Annotated in this window: 18 protein-coding genes; 3 read left to right on the top strand and 15 right to left on the bottom strand. The window is 59.8% G+C overall.

The window, feature by feature from the left end; all coding sequences use genetic code 11:
* Window positions 1–22: 22 nt before the first annotated feature.
* Together C8029_RS20195 and C8029_RS20190 are read left to right on the top strand one after the other, a co-directional pair.
* Window positions 23–1,816 carry an aminopeptidase P family protein gene (locus C8029_RS20195; protein ID WP_009570730.1) on the top strand — a complete coding sequence of 598 codons (1,794 nt, stop codon included), beginning with the start codon at window positions 23–25 and terminating at the stop codon, window positions 1,814–1,816.
* Between the two features lie 60 nt (window positions 1,817–1,876).
* Window positions 1,877–2,218 (top strand): DUF427 domain-containing protein, encoded by a 342-nt coding sequence (locus C8029_RS20190; protein ID WP_009570731.1) that lies wholly within the window; start codon window positions 1,877–1,879, stop codon window positions 2,216–2,218.
* A gap of 61 nt (window positions 2,219–2,279) precedes the next feature.
* Here C8029_RS20190 and C8029_RS20185 read toward each other — a convergent pair whose 3' ends face one another.
* Window positions 2,280–3,965 carry a chloride channel protein gene (locus C8029_RS20185; protein WP_040401906.1) on the bottom strand — a complete coding sequence of 562 codons (1,686 nt, stop codon included), beginning with the start codon at window positions 3,963–3,965 and terminating at the stop codon, window positions 2,280–2,282.
* A gap of 154 nt (window positions 3,966–4,119) precedes the next feature.
* On the opposite strand from C8029_RS20185, the gene C8029_RS20180 reads away from it, so the two are divergent.
* Window positions 4,120–5,487 (top strand): FAD-binding oxidoreductase, encoded by a 1,368-nt coding sequence (locus C8029_RS20180; RefSeq protein ID WP_152003598.1) that lies wholly within the window; start codon window positions 4,120–4,122, stop codon window positions 5,485–5,487.
* 62 nt (window positions 5,488–5,549) lie between these two features.
* Here the strand turns inward: C8029_RS20180 and recN are convergent, their stop codons facing one another.
* The 14 genes from recN to ftsW all read right to left on the bottom strand — a co-directional run bounded on the left by recN (window position 5,550) and on the right by ftsW (window position 21,710).
* Entirely contained in the window at window positions 5,550–7,202 is a 1,653-nt protein-coding gene (recN, locus tag C8029_RS20175; RefSeq protein ID WP_152003597.1) for a DNA repair protein RecN, read from the bottom strand.
* Between the two features lie 19 nt (window positions 7,203–7,221).
* Window positions 7,222–8,058, bottom strand: a complete 837-nt coding sequence (locus C8029_RS20170) for an outer membrane protein assembly factor BamD (RefSeq protein WP_009570735.1) — start codon at window positions 8,056–8,058, stop codon at window positions 7,222–7,224.
* 255 nt (window positions 8,059–8,313) lie between these two features.
* The gene (gene lpxC, locus C8029_RS20165) at window positions 8,314–9,249 is read right to left on the bottom strand and encodes a UDP-3-O-acyl-N-acetylglucosamine deacetylase (protein WP_040401866.1); all 936 of its coding nucleotides are present in this window, start codon (window positions 9,247–9,249) and stop codon (window positions 8,314–8,316) included.
* 366 nt (window positions 9,250–9,615) lie between these two features.
* Window positions 9,616–11,265, bottom strand: coding sequence for a cell division protein FtsZ (gene ftsZ, locus C8029_RS20160; RefSeq protein ID WP_009570737.1), 1,650 nt, complete (start codon window positions 11,263–11,265; stop codon window positions 9,616–9,618).
* A 466-nt stretch (window positions 11,266–11,731) separates the two neighbouring features.
* Window positions 11,732–13,063 (bottom strand): cell division protein FtsA, encoded by a 1,332-nt coding sequence (gene ftsA, locus C8029_RS20155; RefSeq protein WP_009570738.1) that lies wholly within the window; start codon window positions 13,061–13,063, stop codon window positions 11,732–11,734.
* Entirely contained in the window at window positions 13,060–14,046 is a 987-nt protein-coding gene (locus C8029_RS20150; RefSeq protein ID WP_152003596.1) for a cell division protein FtsQ/DivIB, read from the bottom strand. The genes ftsA and C8029_RS20150 overlap by 4 nt, the downstream gene beginning before the upstream one ends.
* Window positions 14,034–14,945: a D-alanine--D-alanine ligase gene (locus tag C8029_RS20145; RefSeq protein ID WP_009570740.1), complete on the bottom strand. Its 912-nt coding sequence runs from the start codon at window positions 14,943–14,945 to the stop codon at window positions 14,034–14,036. Before C8029_RS20145 ends, C8029_RS20150 begins: the two co-directional genes overlap by 13 nt.
* A 184-nt stretch (window positions 14,946–15,129) precedes the next feature.
* Window positions 15,130–16,101, bottom strand: a complete 972-nt coding sequence (gene murB, locus C8029_RS20140; protein ID WP_009570741.1) for a UDP-N-acetylmuramate dehydrogenase — start codon at window positions 16,099–16,101, stop codon at window positions 15,130–15,132.
* On the bottom strand, window positions 16,098–16,370 hold the full coding sequence (locus C8029_RS20135) for a DUF2484 family protein (RefSeq protein ID WP_040401907.1): 273 nt from the start codon (window positions 16,368–16,370) through the stop codon (window positions 16,098–16,100). The genes murB and C8029_RS20135 overlap by 4 nt, the downstream gene beginning before the upstream one ends.
* Window positions 16,371–16,393: 23 nt before the next feature.
* Window positions 16,394–16,669: a DUF2484 family protein gene (locus C8029_RS20130; RefSeq protein ID WP_009570743.1), complete on the bottom strand. Its 276-nt coding sequence runs from the start codon at window positions 16,667–16,669 to the stop codon at window positions 16,394–16,396.
* Window positions 16,669–17,856, bottom strand: coding sequence for an APC family permease (locus C8029_RS20125; protein WP_040401910.1), 1,188 nt, complete (start codon window positions 17,854–17,856; stop codon window positions 16,669–16,671). The genes C8029_RS20130 and C8029_RS20125 overlap by 1 nt, the downstream gene beginning before the upstream one ends.
* Window positions 17,857–17,979: 123 nt before the next feature.
* Window positions 17,980–19,383 carry a UDP-N-acetylmuramate--L-alanine ligase gene (gene murC / locus C8029_RS20120; RefSeq protein ID WP_009570745.1) on the bottom strand — a complete coding sequence of 468 codons (1,404 nt, stop codon included), beginning with the start codon at window positions 19,381–19,383 and terminating at the stop codon, window positions 17,980–17,982.
* Window positions 19,384–19,429: 46 nt separating this feature from the next.
* The gene (gene murG / locus C8029_RS20115) at window positions 19,430–20,530 is read right to left on the bottom strand and encodes an undecaprenyldiphospho-muramoylpentapeptide beta-N-acetylglucosaminyltransferase (RefSeq protein WP_152003595.1); all 1,101 of its coding nucleotides are present in this window, start codon (window positions 20,528–20,530) and stop codon (window positions 19,430–19,432) included.
* Window positions 20,531–20,543: 13 nt separating this feature from the next.
* Entirely contained in the window at window positions 20,544–21,710 is a 1,167-nt protein-coding gene (ftsW, locus tag C8029_RS20110; RefSeq protein ID WP_152003594.1) for a putative lipid II flippase FtsW, read from the bottom strand.
* Window positions 21,711–21,813 lie beyond the last annotated feature (103 nt).

Here is a 21,813-nt window from a genome sequence, read left to right as displayed (position 1 = left end):
AATAGAAAAGGCACATGGCACCATGTTCCAGAGCTTTGACGTGACCTCTCGCCCTGACCAAGCCGCCCCGCGCGTCACCGCCCTGCGCGCCGCAATGGTGGACGCCGGATTGGACGCCTTTATCGTGCCGCGTGGCGACGCCCATCAGGGCGAATATGTTGCGCCCTGTGATGAACGTTTGGCGTGGTTGACCGGGTTCACCGGGTCGGCGGGCTTTGCCGTGATCCTGCGTGACCGCGCGGTGATGTTCACCGATGGCCGCTACACGGTTCAGGTGCGCGCTCAATGCGATCCGGCAGTGTTTGATTTCGTCGCCTGGCCGCAGACCAGCCTTGGCGCATGGTTGAAAGAGACGGATGCGGAAAAGATCGGTTTTGACCCTTGGCTGCACACGATCCGCGAGATCGACGGGCTGCGCCGCACGCTCTCCGACACGCCAAAAGAGATGGTGGCGACGGTCAATCTTGTCGACAAAATCTGGCCCGACCGGCCAGAACGTGGGATGTCACCCGTGAGTGTACACCCCTTTGAACTGGCCGGCAAAACCTCCGAGGAAAAGTTTACTGAGATTGGTGCGGCCGTGAAAAAGGCCGGGGCTGAGGTGGTGGTGCTCACCCTGCCTGACAGCCTGTGTTGGCTGTTGAACATCCGCGGCACGGATATTGCGCATAATCCGGTGGTGCAGGCCTTTGGAATTTTGACCACTACAGGCGACACGGGCGGTAAGCTGACCCTGTTTGACGCCGCGGAAAAATACGCCCATCTCGGCCCCGACCCACGCATCACGATCGAGCCACGCGAGGGTTTCGCCGCCGCGCTTGGGGCGCTGCAAGGTCCGGTGTTGGTCGATCCCGGCACAGCCCCCCATGCGGTCAAAACCATGATGTCGGAGGCGGAGATCATCGAGGGCGATGACCCCTGTATCCTGCCGAAAGCCTGCAAAACCGAGGCGGAAATCAAGGGGATGCGCGAGGCGCATCTGCGCGATGGCGCGGCGATGGTGGAGTTTCTGTGCTGGCTCTCCGAGCAAATGCCCGAAGACCTGACCGAGATCGAAGTGGTCAAACAGCTTGAGGCCTGTCGCGCCGCCACCAACCAACTCAAAGAGATTTCTTTTGATACGATTTGTGGTGCCGGGCCGAATGGCGCGATTGTCCATTACCGTGTGACCGAAGACACCAACCGCGCGCTCAAACGCGGTGAATTGTTGCTGGTGGACAGTGGCGGCCAGTACCAAGACGGCACCACCGACATCACCCGCACCGTCGCGCTTGGCGATGTGGCGGGCGAAGAGCGGGTGAGTTTTACTGCGGTGCTTCAGGGCATGATCGCGATCTCAACCGCGCGCTTTCCGCGCGATGTGTCGGGCGGGCATCTGGACGCTTTGGCGCGTGCGCCATTGTGGCGGATGGGGCGCGATTATGATCACGGCACCGGCCACGGCGTTGGCGCATTTCTGTCCGTCCACGAAGGCCCGCAACGCATTTCACGCAGCTCAACCTTGGCGCTGCGCGAGGGGATGATCCTCTCGAATGAACCCGGCTATTATCGCGAAGGCGCTTACGGCATCCGCATCGAAAACCTGATTGTGGTGCGCCCCGCCGCTGAAATTTCAGGCGCCGATGATCGCGACATGTTGGCGTTTGAGACCCTGACCTTTGTCCCGATTGATCGCTCGTTGATTCTGGTCGATGAATTGGCGCCATGGGAGCGCGATTGGCTCAATGACTATCACGCCGAGGTCTGGGACAAGATCGCGCCGCGTGTGTCAGAGACGGCCCGCGACTGGCTGCGACATGCGGTTGCACCCGTCTGACATATACCTGTCGCAAGAAGCCTGATAAGGTCTGCGAAAATCAACAGAGGGATACGAGACATGCCAGATCATATCAAGATCCGCACAGCCCCGGGGACCTATGTGGTTCGAGCGGGCGGTGCCGTTTTGGGCGAAACATCGCGGGCTTTGGAACTGAGCGAAGGGGACTATCCGCCGGTGATTTATTTCCCGCGTGAAGACCTTGCGATGGCGTTTTTGGACAAGACCGACACCGTCTCCGTCTGCCCGTTCAAAGGCGAGGCCACCTATTATGCGATCCACACGAAATCCGTGGTGATTGCCGATGCGGCATGGTCCTATGAGGACCCGAAACCGCTCGTCTCCGGCCTCAAAGACTATATCGCCTTTTATCCGCGAAAAGCCGCTGTCGAACAGCTTTAAGCCCCAATTTCATCACAAAAACCATTGTAGAAACGCAGGCTTTCGGGCCTGCGTTTTCGCTTTAACTGTGCTCTTCCGCCGCCGTGTCCGCGAGCTTTTTACTAAACACCCGAAGCGCATCGACCTGAAACAGCGCACCGTGAAGTTCGGGACCGCTTTCCTCATGCAGTGTGACGACCGGGACAAACACCAGATTATGCGCCTCAAACAAAGGCATCGCCTTTTCCAAAGTCATATTGGGAGACACATAAATCCCCTGCTGGATCAAATCCTTACAGGCCTCCTCCGAGGCCGCACGTGGCGCATCCGGGGCACGGTAACATTGGTGTACCCGCACCGTCGCCAAAAGATAGGCCTGTGGGCCCGCCGCCAAATGCACATCGCGCCGTTCCAACAGCGTGAGAAAAAACGAGCGATCCACCAACCGCGAAGCCAGGGCCGTGGACAGCGACACCGCCACCATCACTGCCAATCCGGTTTGCCAATCCCCGGTCAGTTCAAATACGATCAACGTGGTCGAAATCGGCGCGCCAAGCACTGCTGCCGCCACCGCCCCCATTCCCGCCAAAGCATAGAGCGTGGCGGTGCCCGACACATTCGGGAACACCGCCGTGGCGATCAGGCCAAAGGCCAGCCCGGTCAAAGCCCCGACCATCAAAGCGGGCGAAAACACGCCCCCGCCCATGCGTCCGGCCATGGTGATGGCGACAGCCACGACCTTGATCACCGCAAAGACGATGGCCTGCCAGATCAGTAATTGCCCGGTGAGCGCGTAAGATGTGGTCTCGTATCCGACCCCGATGATATGCGGAAAAAAGATCGCGATGGTGCCGAGCAATAACCCCGCCACCGCCGGGCGCAAAACCGGCGGCAGGTGCATCCGCTCTTGCGCCCATGAGCCAAAATCATCGGCCATGAAAATCGTCCGCATCATCACCACGGCGACCACACCACAAAGCAACCCAAGCAACAAAAACGCCGGGAGTTCGACGTAAAAGGTCAGCGCCCCTTCGGCAGCCAAGGTAAATTCGGTGACACCGCCAAACTCCAAACGGTTGATCACCGTGCCCGCAGCCGAGGCGATGACAATCGGCGCAAAGGCATGGACCGCGAAATGGCGCAAGACGACTTCAAGCGCAAACAAGGCCCCGGCAATCGGCGCGTTGAAAGACGCCGACACGGCGGCGGCGACAGCACAGCCCAACAGGTCGCGCCCGGTGATGCCGTCGGCATGCAATCGGTTGGACACCCAGCTTGAAATCACCCCCGCCAAGTGGACCACGGGGCCCTCGCGTCCCGACGATCCGCCCGTGGACAGCGTGATCAGCGAGGCGGCGGCCGAGGCCAGACCTGCGCGTTTTTCCACACGACCCTCATTCAAGGCCGCACCTTCGATCACATCCGCCACCGAGCGCACCCGCCCGTCCGGCGTGAACCAGTTGAGGATCACCCCAACCACCAGCCCGCCACAGACCGGCAGGGCCAAAACCCAATACCACGGCAGGCCTCCGGCAAAACTATGCAGGTGGCGCAGATCATCCGTGCCGTAGAAAAAGCCTTGTAACAGGTTGATCCCTTTGCGGAAAAGCAAAGCGGCAAAGCCGGAGGCCACACCGATGCACAGCGCGATGAACCAAAATTGGATTTGGCTTGGGCCGCGCCTGCGGATCAGGGCCACGGTCTCGGCAAGTCCCTCCCGGATCTCAGAGATAGCGCGTTTTGGGTATGAAATTTTATCGTCAGACATGCCCGACGCTGCCCCCTGCCCTCAATTATCGGCGTGTTTTGCGCCCAATCGCCTTTGATCGGCGGATTTTGTCCTCTGTCAGGCGGGTCCTGCGCTTTCACTGCCCCGCCGCATCCTCTAAGGTCGATCAGCCGCAACAGACAGCGATTCCGATATGATCTCAGATACTCTCTTCACCGAGCTTTCCTCCGTTCTAGAGGGTCGCCTCACCCGTTCCAAGTCCGATTTGGATCAACATGGCCAGTCCGAGACGTGGTTTCCGCTGACCCCGCCCGAGGCTGTGGCCTATCCCGAAACCACCGAAGAGGTCGCGGCCCTGATGAAACTGTGCCACGCCCATGACATCCCTGTCACGGGCTTTGGTGCGGGCACCTCGCTTGAGGGGCAAACTTTGGCGATCCACGGCGGGATTGTGGTGGATTTTTCCCGGATGAACCGGGTGTTGCGGATCAATGACGCCGATATGGATGTGGTGGTGCAACCGGGCGTGACACGCGAGGCGCTCAATGTCGAATTGCGCACCACCGGGTTGATGTTCCCGGTCGATCCGGGCGCGAATGCCTCGCTGGGCGGTATGGCGATGACGCGGGCGTCGGGCACCACGGCGGTGAAATACGGCACCATGCGCGACAATGTCATCGGGCTTGAGGTCGTTTTGGCCGATGGCACGATTGTGCGCACCGGATCGCGGGCGCGTAAATCGGCAGCGGGCTATGATTTGACCGCTTTGATGGTCGGGTCCGAGGGCACTTTGGGCCTGATCACCGAACTCACCCTGCGGCTGCATGGCCAACCCGAAGCGGTGTCGGCGGCGGTCTGTGCCTTTGACGAGATGGGGCCTGCGGTCGAGGCGGTGATTGCGACGATCCAGATCGGCCTGCCGATGGCGCGGATCGAATTTCTGGATGCGGATTCCGTGAATGCCGTAAACCTCTATTCCGGCTCAGATTTTCCGCTCAAACCACATTTGTTCGTCGAATTCAACGGCTCGGAACAGGCGGTGTCTGAGCAGGTCGATCTGTTTGGCGAGATCGTCCATGATTTCGGCGGCTCAGATTTCAACTGGGCCACCAAACCCGAAGACCGCACCGCCCTTTGGACCATGCGCCACCACGCCTACTGGGCCTGTTTGGCGCTCAGAAAAGGTGCAAAAGCCGTGGTCACCGACATCTGTGTGCCAATCTCGAAACTGGCGCAGGCGGTGGAAGAAACGGCAGAAGACATCAAGGCCTCGCCCTTGGACGGTCCGATTTTGGGCCATGTCGGAGATGGCAATTTTCACGCCATTTTGCTGGTCGACCCTAATGACGAGGCCGAGATCAAAGAGGCCAAACGCTTGGCGCATCTGATGGCCGAACGGGCGCTGAAACTTGGCGGCACAATCACCGGCGAACATGGCATCGGCATGGGCAAAAAGAGCCTGATGATCGAGGAACACGGCGAGGCTTGGGCGATGATGGGCGCGATCAAAGCGGCGTTGGATCCCAAAAATATCCTCAATCCGGGCAAGATCGTCCCCTAAGAATGAGAGTATTTGCATCACGGTAAGGACAGGCGAGGCACGAGAGTCTCGTGCCTGTTGTCTTAGCCGATCAAAAGCGCGCGTGCGGCGTCACGCGCGGCTTCGGTGATGGTGTCGCCCGCCAACATCCGCGCCAATTCGTCAATCCGCTCCATGTCGTCCAAAGGCGTGACTTCGGAAAGCGTCATGCCACCTTCGACCCGTTTGGCCACGCGCCAATGATGCCCGCCCAAAGCGGCCACTTGTGGGCTGTGGGTGACGACCAGGACTTGCCCCTCTGAGGCCAGCGCTTTGAGCCGCCGTCCGACCGCATCCGCCGTCGCACCACCGACGCCACGGTCAATTTCATCAAAGATCATCGTAACACCGGATTGATCGCGGGTGAGGCAAACTTTGAGCGCCAAAAGAAAGCGCGACAATTCCCCGCCAGAGGCGATTTTACCGATCGGTCCGGCAGGCGCGCCGGGGTTGGTAGCGACCGTAAAGGCCACGGTATCACGGCCCTCCGCGCCGGGCTCGCCCGCTGTGATTTGAGTCGAAAACACCGCGCGTTCCATTTTCAGCGGGGCGAGTTCTTTGGCCATCATCGAGTCCAACTCGGCGGCGGCTTTGGTGCGAGCCTGTGTCAGGGTGTTCGCCGCCGCCTCATAGGTGGTTTCGGCCGTCTCTACCGCTTTGGCCAGTGCCACAAGATCGCCAGCGCCACTGTCGAGAGCGGTCAGTTTAAGCCGCAACGCATCGGCAAAGCCGCCGAGATCATCGGCCAAAACCGAATGCTTGCGGGCCAACCCCCGAATGGCGAACAACCGCTCTTCGACCTCTTCCAACTCATGCGGATTAAACCGCAGCGCATCGATACAGGATTCGACGCCGGACTGGGCATCGGCCAATTCATTGAGCGCGCGCCCCAAGGATTCAATCGCGCCCTCAAGCCGCCCTTCGGCCTTTTCCGCCGCCCCCTCAAGCCAACGCAGAGCATCCGCCAACATCCCCTCACCGCCATCATAGGACAGGGCTTGATGCGCCTTGGCGACATCAGCCGCGATCTTTTCAGAGGACTGCATCAGGCGACGTTGGGCGTCGAGTTTGGCCTCTTCGCCGGGCTCTGGATTGAGTTTGTCAAATTCGGCCACGGTATGACGCAGGAACTCTTCTTCGTCCTTGAGCGCGGCTTGCTCTTTGGTCGCTTTGGCCAAGGCTTTACGCGCCTCATAGAGCGTTTTCCAAGCCTGACGCGAGGCGGAAACCATGGACTCGAGCCCGCCGAAACTGTCCAACAGCGCGCGATGGCCGCGCGGGTTCAACAACCCGCGATCATCATGTTGGCCATGCAATTCGACCAAGACATCCGACAGGCGGCGCAACACATCGCCCGACACCCGGCGGTCATTGACCCATGCGGTTTTGCGCCCGTCGGCGGCATTGACCCGGCGCAGGATCAGCTCGCCATCCTCGGCCTCGATGTCCAGTTCTTTCAGCACATCCTCGGCGTCATGGCCGCGCGGTAAATCGAACACCGCCGTGACTTCGCCCTGCGCCGCCCCCGCGCGCACCAAATCGGCACGCCCGCGCCACCCCAGCACAAAGCCGAGACTGTCGAGCAGGATGGATTTGCCCGCGCCGGTTTCGCCGGTCAACACATTGAGACCCGGCTGAAACTCAAGTTCCAGCCGGTCAATGATCAACATGTCCCGGATGTCGAGACTTCTTAACATGAGATGGGCGCTCCGTCCCTCAGAGCCATTCGCCGCGGATCATCTGACGATACACCGCGCCGAGCCAGTTGTTCTCAAAGACTTTTGGTTCAAGCCCCTGCCCGGTCAGCAATTTGTAACTGTCCTGATACCATTCGGTCGATTGATAATTGTGACCCAAAATCGCCGCCGCGGTTTGTGCCTCTTCGACAAAACCAAGCGACAGGTAGGATTCGACCAACCGGTGCAACGCCTCTGGCGTGTGCCGGGTGGTTTGGAATTGCTCAACCACCACACGGAAGCGGTTGGCCGCCGCAGTGTAGTGTTTGTGTTTGAGGTAATAGCGCCCGATCTCCATCTCTTTGCCCGCAAGGTGGTCAAAGGCGAGGTCGAATTTCAGAATCGCAGAGCGCGCATATTCGCTGTCGGGATAACGTTCGATCACCACACGCAGCGCCTGAAGCGCCTGAAAGGTCAGGCCCTGATCGCGACCGATATCGTCGATCTGGTCATAATAGGACAGCGCCAGCAGGTATTGCGCATAGGCGGCGTCCTCGTCGGCGGGATAGAAATCAAGGAAACGTTGGGCGGACACGCGAGCATTCTCATAGTCGCGATCCCGGTGATAGGAAAAGGCCTGCATGATCAAAGCGCGTTTGGCCCAATCGGAATAGGGATAAAGGCGCTCGACCTCGCCAAAATAGAAGGCAGCGTCACCGAAATCCTTTTGGGTGATCTCATATTCTGCGCGTTTGTAGATCTCTTCCGCCGGGTAGCCTTCAAGATCGGTCGTGGGCGGATTGTCCCCACAGGCCACAAGAAAAGCCATGGAAAGTCCAAGCGTTACACCCAATCCGCGTTTGATACGTGCCGTCATGAAAGGTCCTACCTACACCAGTCATCAGCCCCTTAAACCGGGCCGTGACCTCACTCCTAACACAGAAAAATCCGGTGCAAAACGTCTTTACACCGGAAATAACGTCACGGTGTAGAGGCTTTTGTGTTTTTCCTCTATCGGGGGATTTTGAAATGCTCCGAACCTGTCCCTGAAGCGTGTGGTGTAGGCGCAATCTCGCTCAGATCACAGACATGCCGTCCAACGTAGGAAGGGCCTAAAACGCTTCGGAAAGGGTCAGGCGCAGAACGCCAGATCAGAGCGCGACACGCCCGCCCCTGGAAGACGCGCTGCGGTCGGCGCATCAACGGTGACATAGGCCCACGCACCGCGAGTCGCAAAGAGTTCGCGCAGCAACGCGTTGGTCATCGCGTGACCGGATTTTTCACCGACATAGCGCCCCAAAATTGGCGCACCCGCGAGGTACAAATCGCCCAAAGCATCCAGCATTTTGTGACGCACAGGTTCATCCGCTCGGCGCAAACCGCCGGGGCTCAACACGTCCTGACCATCAACGACAACGGCGTTTTCAAAGGTGCCGCCAAGCGCCAGACCGTTTTGCTGCATATGATCCACATCCGCCTTACGGCAAAAGGTGCGGCAATTCGACAGTTCACGCACAAAGGCGCCATTGGCCATGACCAACCGCTTGTCCTGCACGCCGATGGCTTCGTCCGCGAAATCAATGTGGAAATCAATTTCCAGGGTCTCTGCCGGCTCAAGACGCGCTTTGGCGGAGCCATTGGTGACCTCAACGGGTTTGAGAATTTTCAGCGCGCGGGTCGGACCCTCCTGGTTGACCAGACCCACAGCCAGCAAGCCATCCACAAAAGGAGCGGCAGAGCCATCAACGATCGGCACCTCAGGCCCATCGACAAAGACCGTGGCGTTGGAGATGCCACAACCCGCAAGCGCAGCCATGATATGTTCGATGGTCGAAACCTCTGCGCCATCTTCGTTGCGGATCAGGGTGCAGAGCTGCGAAGGGACGACATGGTCCCACCGCGCCGGAATGATCGCACCACGCGGATCAGAGGCGTCGGCGTGAATATCAGAGCGCACAAAGGTGATGCCGGTATTGGCCGGTGCAGGCACGACAACCATACACACAGGCGCACCGGAATGGAGACCCACCCCGTCGAACCGAACTTTTCTTGCTACCGTGGTCTGCACCAGAGGCCTCACATTCATTTTCCCACGCAGATGGCGTATCTCGCAGGTTATAGTCTTGCCGATCTCGCACTGCGCTCGGCGGGAAGTCCCTCACTTGGCTGCAGATACCGGCGCCTCACACCACCCCGGTGCTTGGTTTACATCCTCCTAACCAACAATGGGCCATGGCCTCAACTCAATCTTTGTAACGGATTGAAACATGAGCACCCCCTGAAAGGCAGATTTTCGCGCACATTCACGCCGCATCGCAGCAAGACACTGTTATAAAAAGAAAAAGGCCGCCAAAAGGCGACCTCTTACTTTCATGATTTTCTAAAAATGTGACCTGAATGATGCGCTTATCAGACGCGCGATCACAGATTTATGTCAGTTGGCCTGACGACGCAGGAAAGCCGGAATCTCGATCTTTTCCGCTTCGGGATTCGGATCCTGATCTTCATCATAGGCCTGATGGACCTGCGGGCGGACCTGCGGCTGCGCGCCAAACCGGGCTTGCGGCTGAGCCTGAGGTTGGGGGACCGGACGCGCCTCGGCTTCTGAACCATGTCCGGTCATGCGACCAATCAGGGAGTTGATGCCAAAGCGGCCGGCTTTGCCCGCGTTCGGATCAGCCTGCGGATGCGGGTCAGCCCGCATATCAGCGCGCGGTTGTTTGGCCACAGCGGCTTGCAACCGGGCCAGAGCTTCGGGGGACGGCGTGCCCGCAGAGGGGGCGCGCGGCGCGACAAACGCATCGGCTTCGGGTTCATACATTGCCGGTTGCGGCGCGGGTTGCGGGCGCGGCTGATAGGCCGGAGCCGGAACATCGTCTTCCATGGCACGGAAATCGGCCTGACGCTGCTCATAGCGGGCGTCATGTTGCGGCTCAGCGCGCGCGTTCACTTGCGGGTCGAACACGTCGAGCGTCGGCTGGGCCGGTTCGTCCATGGGCGCAACCTGTGCGGCGACAGGTGCCGCAGGAGCCTGTTCGATTTTCTCTTCAACCTCTGCCGGGGCGGCCAGCGGTTCGGCCAGGCGACGACGTGCCACCGGCATTTCGCCATAAGATTGATTGGCGTCGATGCCCGTTGCCACAACGGACACGCGCATCATGCCTTCGAGAGTGGAATCCATGGTCGAACCAACGATAATATTGGCCTCCGGGTCCACCTCTTCGCGGATGCGGTTGGCGGCTTCGTCCAATTCGAACAGGGTCAAATCGTGACCGCCGGTGATGTTGATCAACACGCCTTTTGCACCGCGCAGGGAAATCTCGTCCAACAACGGGTTGGCAATGGCTTTTTCTGCGGCTTCGATGGCGCGGTTCTCGCCGGACGCTTCGCCCGTGCCCATCATCGCCTTGCCCATCTCGTCCATCACCGCGCGCACGTCGGCGAAGTCGAGGTTGATCAGGCCCGGACGGACCATCAGGTCAGTCACGCCTTTGACGCCCTGATACAGCACGTCATCTGCCATCGAGAAGGCTTCGGTAAAGGTGGTTTTTTCATTGGCCAGACGGAACAGGTTCTGGTTCGGGATGATGATCAACGTGTCGACCATCTTTTGCAGCGCTTCAACGCCCTCTTCGGCCTGACGCATGCGTTTTGCGCCTTCGAATTGGAACGGTTTGGTCACAACGCCCACGGTCAATACACCGAGTTCGCGCGCCGCTTGGGCGATGATCGGAGCGGCCCCTGTGCCCGTGCCCCCGCCCATGCCGGCGGTGATAAAGCACATATGCGCGCCTGCGAGGTGATCGACGATTTGCTCGATGCTTTCCTCGGCCGCGGCAGCCCCAACGGAGGGACGAGCACCTGCGCCCAAGCCCTCGGTGACCTTCACCCCCATCTGGATGCGGGCCGCGGCCTTGGCGTGTTGCAAAGCTTGCGCGTCGGTGTTCGCAACGACGAAATCGACCCCCTCAAGCTCTTTTTCGATCATGTTGTTGACCGCGTTGCCGCCGGCCCCGCCCACACCAAACACTGTGATTTTCGGTTTCAACTCGTCCCGATCGGGCATCGTCAGATTCAAAGCCATGATCTACCGCCTGCTTTCCTATGCGAGCGCGCGTGCTTCTGCCCGTGCTGCCCGTATAACTGTCCCCGCCCCTGAATCGGGGCAAAATTTACCTGTTCACGTTGAATCTTAGGGGGTTTATGACGGTTCGTCATCCCAAAAACATGATTTCGCCACAAAATATAGGGTTCACCCCGCCAAACTCGGCGGGATTTTGCGCAAAACCCCAGATTTAGGGGCAAATGGGACGATCATACCTATGGAACGGACCAAATCCGCTCCAGACCTCTCGAAAAGAGGCGATCTTGCGCGCGTCGCGCTATCGTGTCGGGGCACTGCTCGGTGCCACTTTTGCCGTGTCTTGCCTTATCCGCGCCGGTTTCATGGCGTCGTTGACGTCAAAGGGTCTCGTTTCTACCTCTCGGCGGACGTTGACTCGCCCGCTCTGCTTTTCAATTAGCATAGCCCCGTAGGCGCTGCAATCCGTTTACCAATTGTCTTTGAACCACCGCATCGCCCGCTTGAGCGAGCGTGCCGGATAGCGTTCGGTCGGGATCTCGAAATCCCACCATTCGTCTTGCGGATTGGCCGCAAACAGACACAGACCAACAGCCGAGGCAAAGGCCGCCCCGGTCGCCGCCTGCGGCAGGCCTTGGACGCGCAAAGGCCGCCCGATGCGCACCTGTTGGCCCAAAATTTTCGGCGCCAACGTATCCAGCCCCGGAATTTGCGAGGCCCCGCCCGTCAACACGATCTGTTGGCTCGGCAGATGTTCAAAACCTGCGGCGTCCAGACACTCGCGCACACCTTCCAGAATTTCTTCGACACGCGGACGGATGATCCCGATCACTTCAGAGCGGCTCACGGTGCGACGATCGCGCTCCCAATCACCACTGTCGCCCCCGACTTCGATCATCTCGCGGTCGTCCATCCCGGTGGCCACGACGCCGCCGTAAAAGGTCTTGATCCGCTCCGCCGTTGCCGCCGGGATTTGCAATCCCATCGCGATGTCGGAGGTGACATGATCGCCGCCCATCCGCACGCTATCGGCGTAAATCATGTGTTTCTTCATGAAGATCGACACATCGGTTGAGCCGCCGCCCATATCGACACAGGCCGCACCCAGCTCTTGTTCGTCCTCAACCAGCGCCGAAATGCCCGACACATAAGCGCCAGAGGCCACACCCGCGACCTCAAGATCACAGCGCTTGATGCAATACAACAGGTTCTGGATCACCGCACCATCGACGGTGAGCATATGCATATCGACGGCAAGGTTTTGCCCGGCTTGACCGCGCGGATCAGACAGACCCGAGCGATGATCGAGCGCAAAGTTGACCGGCTGGGCATGCAGCACCTCACGATGAGGACCATAATCGGGCACCTCAGAGGCGGCCAAAACGCGCGCTACATCTTGTTCGGACACGATGTTTTGTTCGACTTCGACCTGACCGTCCAAGCCATAAGAGCGCGGCTGACCGCCGGAAAAACAGGCGATGACGTGATCGACGCGGGTCTGGGCCATCTTCTGCGCCGCCTGCACGGCGGTGCGAATGGCGCGCTCGGTCTCGGCCATGGCGTCAATCTCGCCAAAGCGTACCCCGCGCGAGCGCGTGGTCGCAGCCCCGATCACCCGAAACGACGATTGCCCGGCCAAAGCACCGACGCCCTCGCCGCCGACAAAACCGTCGCCATCAAAGCGCAACACGAGACAGGCGATTTTAGAGGTGCCAACATCCAAAATGGCAACGACCCCGCGTTGCAACGCGGCTTTGCGCATGTTCCGCATGGCCCGCTGGGCTGCATAAAGATCCGTCATCTGAACGACACTCCAAGTTCCACGCTCTGAAGCCTGCGCATCTCGTCTTGCGCCGCCTCAGTCAATTGTAACGTCGGCCGATTTGGCCGACGCATATCCACCGCTTTGACATCACGGCCCAAAAGGTCTTTGGCCTGATCCAATGCCATCACCTGCGCCATAGCGCCCAGGGGGTTCTCCTCCGGCAACATGATGACTTGATCGCGGTCCAACACCACATTCCAGCGCCGCTCGCCAACCCGCACCAGCCCGCGCAAACGTGGCATGATCGGCTTTGCCGCATTCAAAATCGCCAGCGCTTCGGCCACGTCACGTTCGGCACCAACGCCTGCAATCAACGGCAGATCAGGCCGATCCACCCGGTGCTCCAAAGCCGCAACCCGGTGGCCATCCACGTCGAGCATCTCAAGCCCATGCGGCCCGCGCCAGACCACGGCGGGGGTGCGTTCGGTGATGTCGATCTGTAAAATCCCGCCCGCACGCACCCGAAGACCCGCCTCGGCCACGGCATCCAGGCTTTCGATTTGCTCCAACATCCCCGGCAGGTCGAGATCAAAGGAAGAGAGCGGGAAATCCAGCGAGGTGATCTCACGAATATCCTCGGACAGCTCCCCCGATGCGCCATCAATAGCCATGAGTTTGACCATAAATTCCGGGCGGTTTTGGATGTCGCGCTTGACCTCGGCCACGGTGTCATTGAACGCCATGCGGTTGTCGGCATCGGCAAACCACAGCCCAACACAGCCTGCAATCGCCAAGACCGGGGCGATGCGGCGCATGAAAAACCGGAAAGACGGGGTCAGCCAAAGGCGGTTGAACCGATAAGCCGCGCGCGAAGGTGCGGGGTCGCGTGGACGGGCCGGAGCATGTGATGACGTGTCGCCCAGACGCGCGCGCAAAGCCCGCGCCACGGCTTCGGACACGCGCGCCGATCCGCCCATGGTCGGCGCTTTGGCAAACTCAACCGGGTCTATCGGTCGCATGAGGCGTCCTCCACCATCCAGGCCACAAACTGACCGAATGTCATACCGCATTTCTGCGCTTGCTCGGGCGACAGCGACGTCGGCGTCATCCCCGGCTGGGTGTTGGTTTCCAACAAGATCAGCCCGGCAAGGCCTCTGCTTTCGTCCCAGCGAAAATCGGTGCGCGACACACCACGGCAGCCCAAAGCGTTATGGGCGCGCAGCGCGTAGTCTTGACAGGCTTGGGTGATCTCGTCGGGGATTTCGGCCGGGCAGACATGGCGCGACCCACCCTCTTTGTATTTCGCGTCGTAATCGTACCAGCCATCGGTGAGAATATCGGTGACGCACAGCGCACGATCGCCCATCACCGAACAGGTCAACTCGCGTCCGGGCGCGAATTGTTCGACCATCACAACGGGCGGCATGTCGGCGGCGAGGCGTGGGGCATTTGCGCCCTCATGGACCAAGTAAACGCCCACGGAGGAGCCTTCGTTATAAGGCTTCACCACATAGGGTGGCGCCATCACATGACCGGCCTCAACCTCTTCGCAGCGCGCCAAAACGGATGCCACGATGGGGAGGCCCGCACGGGCGTAAATCTCTTTGGTTTTTTCTTTGTCCATGGCCAAAGCCGAGGCCAGAACGCCGGAGTGGGAATAGGGAATGCGCATCCATTCCAGAATGCCCTGGACACAGCCGTCTTCGCCATAGCGGCCATGCAGCGCGTTGAACACGACATCGGGCTGACAGGCTGTCAGTTGCGCGCAGAGGTCTTCGCCTGCGTCGATCTCGATAACGTCATATCCTTCACCCCGAAGTGCATTGGCGCATTCACGCCCGGAGACCAAAGACACCTCGCGCTCAGCCGAGGGTCCGCCTTTGAGTACCGCCACTTTCGGGGACTGCCTGCTCGACATGCCCACTTGTGCCTCAAATATCTGGAGCCTTATGGTGGCCCCTTTAGGTGTGAGATCTGTTGCGATCTCTTTTATAAACGAGCCCTATGTTTGGCCCTGTCTTTCAGAGGCATATGTGACCCCTGTCATGAAAGAGCCTGATTTTGCGGCTCTTTTCAACTCCCCGTTTGTGGGGAATGCTGTTTTACGCGTTTTGCTCTGTGGATGATTCGGATGCAAGCCCATCTTCGACAGGATCGCCTAAAAATTCACCAACGCGCTTGATTTCCCATTGTAACGCGAGACCGGCGTTTTGGAATACTTTTTTTCGCACCGTCTCTCCCAAAGTTTCAAGATCATGCGCGGTGGCCACACCGGTGTTGATCATGAAATTGGAATGTTTCTCGCTCATCTGCGCGCCGCCAATGGCAAATCCGCGCAGGCCTGCGTCATCAATCACTTTCCACGCCTTCAACTCATGGCTGTCATCCGCCTGCCCGGTCGAGGAAAATCCTGCCGGATTGCGAAAGGTTGAGCCGGCCGAGCGCTCTTTGACGGGCTGGCTCGCATCGCGCTTGGCCAATTGATCCGCCATGCGGGCCTCCAACATCTCTGGATCGGCAGCTTCGGCGTCAAACGTGGCCTCAACGATCACCCAGCCCTCGGGCAACTCGGTTTGACGGTACTGAAATTGCAAATCATTGGCCGTGAGTGTGACCAGTTCCCCTGCCCGCGTCACCGCCTTGGCAGAGACGAAATGATCCGCCACATAAGACCCGTAACAGCCTGCATTCATCCGCACGGCCCCGCCGATGGCCCCCGGAATGGTGCGCAGGAAGGTCAGGTCCAGCCCCGCCGCGGCGGCTTTACGTGCCACATGGGCATCAAGGGCGGCGACCCCGGCGGTGATGCGGGTGCCGTCGATGGCGATGTGATTAAAGCCACGTCCCATGCGGATCACCACAGCGCGGATGCCGCCATCGCGCACGATCAGGTTGGACCCCACCCCCATCGGAAACACCGCCACAGCGGGATCGAGAGCGGCCAAAAAACTTTGTAAATCCGCCAAATCCGCCGGTTGAAACAGCGCATCCGCTGGCCCGCCGACGCGCAACCATGTCAGATCGGCCAAAGCGCGCTGTTCGCTCAACGTGCCACGCACATCAGGATAGGTCATTCGGCAGGGCCTTTTGTCATCGCGCGTTTGATCCTCCGTTTCATTCCCCGGCCCAGATAAATCACCGGCCAGCGCAGGATCGACACCCCCGCCGCAAAGACGATGAGCCCGATCCACGGGCCGTTTTCATAGGTGACATAGCCCAAAAGGGGAACCCCAAGCACGATCAACCCACAGGCTGCGGGCCAATGGGCGCGTTTGGACGGAAACATGGCGATCACATTCGCCAAAATAGCCCAAACACAGGCCAATATGAGGGAAGTCGTCATCGTCATAGCCAAGCCACTTTCTGTCAGCTTTTCCGGAACCATCGCTGGGCGCGTTTCGCAAGAACGCTCAGCGGTTTTCGAAACAAAGACACGGCAGCAGCACATGCACACACAACAGGCCAAGGTCCGTAAACCCGACCTGTCCAAATCAACAGCACGGGGAGCACCAGCAGAAGCGCGAATCCCGGACCGATTTGGTGGCGCAAAGGTAACGGAGCAAGGGCCATGGTGGCAAGAGCCCAAAGGCACAGCGCCACGATCGGCGTCCATGGCACGACGCCAAACAGCACCAGCACCATCACACGGCCCCACCCAAAGCAAAGGCCACCAACGCCAAGAGCGCAAAGATCAACCCGACCCAAGGCACCCAAGGCGCGATGCAAAACGGCGCTTTGGGCGCGTGGCGTTTGAGCAAAATCAGGCTGGCATTGACCAAGGTGAAGACCAGCAACAGGATGGTCGAGGTCACCCCCGCCAAGTTTGATACCGGCAAAGCCAAAGCCGCGCCGATGACAAAACCGCCGATCAGCACCGTGGCCAAAACCGGGGTGCCAAAACGCGGATGGGCATGGTGAAAGATGGACAAAACACCGCCGCTTTTGCCAAGACCAAACATCACCCGCGCGGCCATCACGATCTGCGCCAAAACACCGTTGAGTGCTGCGATCACCGCAATGGCCGACAACAGCGCAATCGGCCCGCCCCCGGCCTCAAACACCAGCGCAAGCGGGCGTTCAGAGGCGGCAAGGTCTTCGATCGGAACTGCGCGCACAGCGATCACGGTGACCCCCGCGTAGAGCAATGTGGTGATGATCAGCGACGCGATGATGGCAATCGGCAAACTGCGCTCGGGGCGCTTGACCTCTTCGGCCATGTTGACGATGTCCTCAAAGCCGATAAAGGCAAAAAACGCCAGCGTCGCCGCCACGCTGATGCCCGGCACATAGGGCGCGGCGGGCATGGACCAGTCGGGTGACACCGGCGCGTGCCAGCCGGTCCAAACAACCAAGGCCAGCCCCGCCACTTCGATCACCGTAAAAACAGCCGCCAGAGCGAGGCTCTCCAACACGCCAATCACGGCAATGATCACAAGAAACGCCCCAAGACCGATGATCGCCCAGATCAACGGAATATCCACAAAGCTGGTCAGATAGCCCGCCCCACCGCGCAAGACGGCGGCGGCGGACACAGCGCCCCCCGCCACAATCGCCAACCCGACAATCCGCCCCAACCAGCGCGCGCGAAACCCGGCCTCAACATAGGCAGCTTCGCCCGCAGCCTCGGGGATGCGGGTGGACAATTCGGCATAAGAGAGAGCCGAGGGCGCCGCGATAAGCCCCGCCAGCAAAAACGCCAAGGGCGCGTAAAGCCCTGCCTCGGCGGCCACCGCGCCGACCAAAACATAGATGCCCGCCCCGACCATGACGCCCACGCCATAGGCCGTAAGCAATCCGGGTCCAATGCGCCGTTTGAGGGTCTCAGCCATTTTGGCCTCTTTCATGAAATGGGCATTGTTGCTGTCATAAGCCGCAAAATAGCGCTGACCGCGCCAGGGCACCGTGACATGGCCCCGTGACGCGGATCAAGACAGCGATCTTTGGCCTTTGATTTATGCTTTTTCGAGCCGCGCGGGCAAGCCATGTGCCCAGGTCGAAATCGTCCCTGCCCCAAGACAGACAACCATATCGCCGGGCCGCGCCTGTTCGCGCACCAGCCGTTCAAGATCCTCCTCGGAGGTCACAGCGCGGGCATGGCGGTGGCCGTGACGGATCAGGCCTGCGACCAAATCATCGCGGGACGCACCGGGGATCGGCTCCTCACCCGCGCCATACACTTCGGCGATACCGACCACATCGGCCTCGTTGAAACAGGTGCAGAAATCATCGAACAGCGAATGCAGACGCGAATAGCGGTGCGGCTGATGCACGGCGATGACGCGGCCCTCAGAAGCCTGGCGTGCGGCTTTGAGAACGGCGGCGATCTCGACCGGGTGATGGCCGTAATCGTCGATGATGGTCACGCCGTTGACTTCACCCACTTTGGTAAAGCGGCGATTGACCCCGGCAAAATGCGCCAGCGCCGCTTTGATCTCGGCGGCTTTCATGCCCAGATGCCGCGCCACGGCGACCGCAGACAGCGCGTTTGAGACGTTGTGATCGCCCGGCATTGGAAGAGTACAGCCCTCGATCACCATATCCTCAGCGGCCAGCACCACATCAAAATGCGCGACCCCTTTTTTATAGGTCAGATTGATCGCACGCACGTCGGCCTGGGCGTTGAACCCGTAGGTCACAACCCGGCGGTCGGTGATTTTACCGACCAACGCCTGCACTTCCGGGTGATCGGTGCAACACACGGCAAGGCCATAAAACGGGATGCCGGAGACAAAATCATAGAACCCTTGGCGCAGATTTTCGATCGTGCCCCAATGTTCCATGTGCTCCGGGTCAATATTGGTGACAATGGCGATGGTCGCAGGCAGGCGATTGAACGTCCCGTCCGATTCATCCGCCTCCACCACCATCCATTCACCAAGCCCGACGCGCGCATTCGAGCCATAGGCGTGGATGATCCCACCGTTGATCACGGTTGGGTCCAAACCGCCCGCGTCTAAAAGCGTCGCGACCATCGTGGTGGTCGTGGTTTTGCCATGGGTTCCGGCGATGGCGACGTTGGATTTGAGGCGCATCAATTCGGCCAACATCTCGGCGCGGCGCACCACGGGCAGGCCTTTGAGGCGGGCGGCGTCCAATTCCGGGTTGCCCGGTTTGATCGCGCTTGAAATCACCACGACCTCGGCATTGTCCAAATTCTCGGCCCGCTGGCCCTCGTAAATCACCGCACCGAGTTCTTTCAAACGGTCGGTGATTTTGCTGGCTTTGAGATCGGAGCCCTGCACCTGATAGCCATGGTTGAGCAAGACTTCGGCGATGCCCGACATGCCGATGCCGCCAATGCCGACAAAATGGATGGCGCCCATTTCAATGGGAAGTTTGGTGGCACTCGCGTTCATCTCGGTCCTCGTTTCGTCACTTGTCTTATTGTTATCGGATCAGGTCTTATTGCGGGTGGCTGGCGAGATGTTCGACCATATCGGCCAAATCATGCGCCGCCTGTGGTTTGGCCACGGACAGCGCCGCCTGCGCCATCATCAAGGCGCCCTCAGGATGGCCCAGAACCATTTCGATCTGTTCGCTCAATGTCTCCGCCGTCAACTGGCTTTCGGGAATCATGATTGCGGCATCCGCCTCGACCAGACCGCGCGCATTGGCCGATTGGTGATCTCCTGCTGCGGCGGCATAGGGGATCAGGATCGAAGGCCGCCCGATGATGGAAATATCCGCCACGGTCGAGGCTCCGGCCCGCGAAATCACCAATTGCGCCTCGCTCATCCGTTTCGGGATGTCGTCAAAAAATGGCCGCACATCGGCTTGGATGCCTTGGGTCTGATAAAATTCCACAACCCGGTCGAAATCCTCGGGGCGGGCCTGTTGGCTGATCCGTAAATTGGCCAACATTGCTTCGGGCAAAGCGGCAATCGCAGCGGGCACCACGTCTGAGAGGATGCGCGCGCCCTGAGAGCCGCCGATCACCAAAATCTCCATCGGATAATCACCCGGCGCAATATAGGGGGCGGCGTATTTGTCCAGCACGCTCGCGCGCACCGGATTGCCGACATGGACGCCTTGAACCCCTTCGGGCAGTTGGGTTGGCCATGTGCCACAGGCGACGCGGTCGACCCGTTTGGCAAAGACCTCGTTGACCCGGCCCAAAATGCCGTTTTGTTCGTGGATCATCCGCGGCAGTTTCATCAACGTCGCCGCCGCCACCGCCGGGATCGCCGGATAGCCGCCAAACCCGACCACAACGGCAGGTTTGTCGCGCAGGAATCTGGTCATGGCGGAGAACACCCCGCCGACAAGGCGCAGTGGCACCATCGCTTTGGCCAAAAGACCGCCGCGCGCAAAGGTGGCGGAGGGCACCGTGTCGATCTCAACGGCTTGCGGAAAAGCCCCGGTGTAGCGCGCACCACGTGCGTCGGTGGACAATTTGACCCGCCAACCGCGCGCCAGCATCACCTCGGAAAGGGCTTGGGCCGGGAACATATGGCCGCCAGTGCCACCGGCGGCAATGACGATAAGGGGAGCAGATTGGGTCATGGTCTCTCTCTTTTCAGCGACCGCGCCGGAGCAGGAGGTCCCCGATCTCGCCTTGCGGCCGGGTGCGGGTAAAAGCCAAAAGCGCGCCAAGTGCAATCCCAGAGGCGATCACAGATGAGCCACCATAGGACACAAACGGCAACGTCATGCCTTTGGCGGGCAAAAGCCGCACGGCCACGCCCATATTGATAAAGGCCTGAATGCCAAAGGCACAGGCCAGCCCGGTGCCCGCCAAGCGAATGAACGGATCGCGTTCGCGCAACAGCCGCCACAGCGAGCGCACGGTGATTGTGGCATAAAGCGCAATGATGATCAGCACGAGGATCAGACCGTATTCTTCGGCGGCCACGGCGATGATAAAATCGGTATGCGCATCGGGCAGCGACCATTTCACCGTCCCCTCGCCGACACCGACGCCAAAAAAACCGCCCTCGCGGATGGCGTTGGTGGCATAGCCGATCTGGGTGGTCGGGTCGATGGCAGGGTTCAGAAACCCGTCGATGCGCCGGGCAAAGTGTTCGGAATTGTTATAGGCAAACATGCCGCCTAACACGACGATCCCAGCAATGCCCGCAAGCAACAACATCGGCGCACCGGCGACGAAATACATCACGCCCCAAGCAAAGAGGATCAGCGCGGCCTGACCGAAATCGGGCTGCAACGCCAGTGCCACGACGATCACGGTCGCCAACATAAAGGAATAGAGCCGCCCCGGAGGACCACCGATGTCCTGAGCGGCAGCCATCAGCCATGCGGCGGTGATGACAAAGGCGGGTTTGAGAAACTCAGAGGGCTGCACCGACGCGAACCCAAAGGAAAACCACCGGGTCGCACCTTTGCCGAAATCCGTCCCAAAAATGGGCAACAACAACAGCGACACAAAGGCGGCGGCAAAACCCACCACGGCGAAACGACGCACGCGGGCCGGGTCCATCATGGTGATCAGGATCATCACCGCCAAGCCGATTGAGCCAAAGAACGCCTGACGCTGGACGTAATAGAACGAGGCGAAATTATTTTTTTGTGCCAAGGGCGGCGAGGCCGCAAGCCCAAGCAAAAGCCCAATGCCGAACAAGATGAAGACGCAAGACAGCGTCCATTTGTCGATTGTCCGCCACCAACGCGGAAGGACCGGCTCGCCAACCCGATCCGGGATGGAGCCATACACCATTTCTGTCATGGGACCGCCTACTGCCTCGTTTTTGCTCATCTGCCCGATTTTTCGGGTCTATCTGACCAATCTAGCGTGTTTTGACGCCCCGCGCTACTACAGATTGCGCGCT

This window comes from Roseobacter sp. TSBP12, assembly GCF_009129705.1.
GTDB classification, from domain to species: Bacteria; Pseudomonadota; Alphaproteobacteria; order Rhodobacterales; family Rhodobacteraceae; genus Celeribacter; species Celeribacter baekdonensis_A.
This window is presented reverse-complemented; position numbering and strand designations above follow the sequence as displayed.